The 3,190-nt window shown below is 40.4% G+C and carries 3 protein-coding genes; all 3 read right to left on the bottom strand.

Annotation, left to right across the window (positions count from 1 at the left end):
* The coding region (locus L950_RS24670; RefSeq protein ID WP_021191336.1) for an SDR family NAD(P)-dependent oxidoreductase at positions 1 to 634 on the bottom strand (634 nt) is incomplete at its 3' end.
* A gap of 59 nt (positions 635 to 693) precedes the next feature.
* Positions 694 to 1,911, bottom strand: coding sequence for a PQQ-binding-like beta-propeller repeat protein (locus L950_RS24665; RefSeq protein ID WP_197086685.1), 1,218 nt, complete (start codon positions 1,909 to 1,911; stop codon positions 694 to 696).
* A gap of 293 nt (positions 1,912 to 2,204) precedes the next feature.
* Positions 2,205 to 3,190: anaerobic C4-dicarboxylate transporter family protein (locus L950_RS24660; RefSeq protein WP_021191335.1), on the bottom strand; the 986-nt coding region annotated here is incomplete at its 5' end.

The raw sequence follows: 3,190 nt of genomic DNA, 5'->3' as shown, positions 1-3,190 counted from the left end.
CCAGTGCATGTGTTCGAACCGCTCCAGGACCCACCGCATTCACGCGGATTTCCGGTCCGTAATCGAATGCCAAATTTTTAGTCATATGATTTACTGCAGCCTTAGAAGAAGCGTAAGCACTAATTGCAGGACTGGTATTGATAGAAGCCATAGATGACATGTTGATTATGCTCCCATAACCTGCCGATTTCATATGGGGAGCTACCAATTGACATAGCCGCCACATACTAAAAACATTCATTTCAAATACCTTGGCAAATTGTGAAACAGCGATCTGATCAGGACTTTCTTTCCCTGTTCCACCTCCACCCACATTATTTACTAAAATATGTATTCCACCATACTTTGAAACGGCAGCATCCACCAGATTAACCAACGCTTCATCCTTCGTTACATCACATTCAATTGCAAGTGCATTTCCACCATCTTGATTAATTTCAGATGCTGTTTGCTGCGCTGCAGAAAAGTTATAATCGGCGACCACGACATACGCGCCATAAGCAGCCAGCATCTGGCAACAAGCCCTGCCTATGCCTGCTGCTCCGCCAGTAATAATAGCTGTTTTACCACTTAAATCAAATAATTTAGAAATATCCATGCCTGTTCTGTTGTAATCAATAATAAAAGCAAACAAGTATCTTCAAGACATCATTGCTCGCAATTTTTAAACAAACAAGGAGCATAATAGTTTCTCTAAAAACAAATCACATATCTTACAAACCTATTCAAGTGCATACACAGCGCCATCTGCAGAACCAAAATACAATGATTGACCATCAATCCAGACCGTAGAAAAAATACTGCCCATCTGCAGGTATCCCGTAAACAATTGATGGATATCATGTGCATATTTTTCATCCAGTCCAGTTCGTAACTTATCTTTTTCATCAAAAAATTTGACCGGTTCAGTTTACTGGATGCCGTTTGAAAAACACTTGAAACCGTACCTTTCGAAAGATCTAACTTATAAAGCACACCATCTAATGCACCAAAATAAGCAGCAGAATCTGTGATCGAAGCACTGCTAAACGTATTTAATGGAATCCGTGGTTCATAAAGTTTCCCTCCATAAACCTTATCCAAAGCGAGCACACTATAAGAATCCGACATAGTCAGCAGCAGCTGTTTTCCAGCAAGACTAGGTACACTGATCCAGCTTCCGGGCTGATGGTAAACCCAATGTCCAGTACCATCTTTAATTTTTAAAGCATAGCTATTAAAATCCCGAGCTCCAAAATAAACAGAACTATCCGCCGCAACAGCATGAAACTGCACCTCTCCCTTCGGAAAATAGTGCTCACCAATCGTTTTAAATTTCCAACGTAAATCACCATTTTTCTCTAAACAGTAAAAATAACCATCAAAACTACCGATCAAGATTTCATGGGCTGTCACAGTAGGCGAAGCATGTACAATACCTGCTGTTTTATATTTCCAGATTTCTTTTCCATTTTTGGCATCAAGCGCATAAATATGTCCATCTCCAGATCCAAAATACACGATTCCCGATTCTACAGCTGCCGAAGATTGAAAATAATCCCAGATATCATAAGTCTTTTCACCTTCCGTTTTAAAAGTCCACAATTGCTTTCCGGTATGCACATCTAGCGCATAAAAATGACCATCAGCACTTAAAAAATAAACAACCTGTTGATCCACCGCCGCAGTAGCCCGTACCTCTCCACCTGTCTTATATTTCCAAAGTACGCTTCCATCAGCTTTATTTAAAGCATAAAGATTACTGTCACAGGATCCAATAATAATTTTGTCGGCATATAAAACGGGAGAAGAATAAACCTGACCTTCGGTTTGAAAACGCCACTTCACCTGAGGCCGTTCCTGAATCAAGGCACCGGAAGTATAATTGTGACGATCGGCCGTTCTAGCCAACTGTTGCGCGTATAAATTCATTTCTAAAAAAAAGAAAGCAAGCACAAAACAGTAAAAATATTTTTTAAAATAAGGCATACAGATTCCAGCGTTTTAAAATGGATCAATTATTTATTAGGTTCTAATATCGCATCAATAGAGCATTGATACCAATCAAAGATATCAAAATTAACCTTAAAAAAAAGACATCCTTTGCAGAAGAAAGGATGTCTCTCAAAAACTTTCAGAACCTGTGGATTACACAAGCTAAAGCAGTATACCACTTAAGATAAAACCGACAAAAATAGTAACGGCGATTGCAACCAGACCCGGAATCATAAAACTATGGTTAACGACAAATTTTCCAATTTCGTACTTCCCGTTCGATCAAAATCTATTGCAGCGAGCAATGTCGGGTAACCAGGAAGCAGAAAATCACCATTTACAGCTGGGAACATCGCTAATAAATGTGGACTTGTAATACCCAGTGCCAAACCCATTGGCATAATTGTCCTTGTTGTGGCTGCCTGACTAAAAGTCAGCGCTCCCATCAAAAATAAAGCAATCGCAAACGTCCAGGGATATACCGTTACGATATCCTTAAAAGTATGTTCAATAACCGCCTCATTAGCCAGCATAAAAGTAGCACTCATCCACACCACACCCAACACAGAAACAACAGCAGTTGCCATCGATGTAAATAAACTCATCTTCGCGACTTTTACCGCAGAAGTTTTTGTTATCAGCATGATAAATGCTGAAGCGGACAAGGTGATCATGATGATCAAACTGGTCAGATTGATCGTTCCATTTGCATTTACACTGAAACTAGGTCCTCCACCCACATGAGGAACAAAAGCAGGAAAAGCTCCAAAAAATATAATCAACAGAATTGCAAATCCAAATATGGCAACCGCAATTTTAGCCCCTGGCTCAGGTTGGTATTGAGTAGTCCCATTTTCCATCTGACTAGGATCCATCGATTTTGCAAATTCAGGATCCTTCATCTTCTCGAGAAATATCGGATCCTTATCCAGTTCCAATCCCTTCTTTCGTACAGCTAAGATACTGGCAAATATACCACAGAGTGCCGCTGGAATACATATTTTCATGATATCGATAGAAGCCGAAGAATAAGCCAGTATAGCAACTAAAGAGGCACTGGCTGCACTCATCGGGCTACCGGTGATCGCTAGATGCGAAGCAATCACCGATACCGAAAGTGGTCTTTCCGGACGTATACGCTGCTTGGCCGAAACCTCTGCGATAATCGGCAAAAGCGAGTAAACAATATGTGCCGTCCCAGCAAATAAGCAAAGAA

It is taken from the genome of Sphingobacterium sp. IITKGP-BTPF85 (assembly GCF_001006065.1).
GTDB lineage: Bacteria > Bacteroidota > Bacteroidia > Sphingobacteriales > Sphingobacteriaceae > Sphingobacterium > Sphingobacterium anhuiense.
This window is presented reverse-complemented; position numbering and strand designations above follow the sequence as displayed.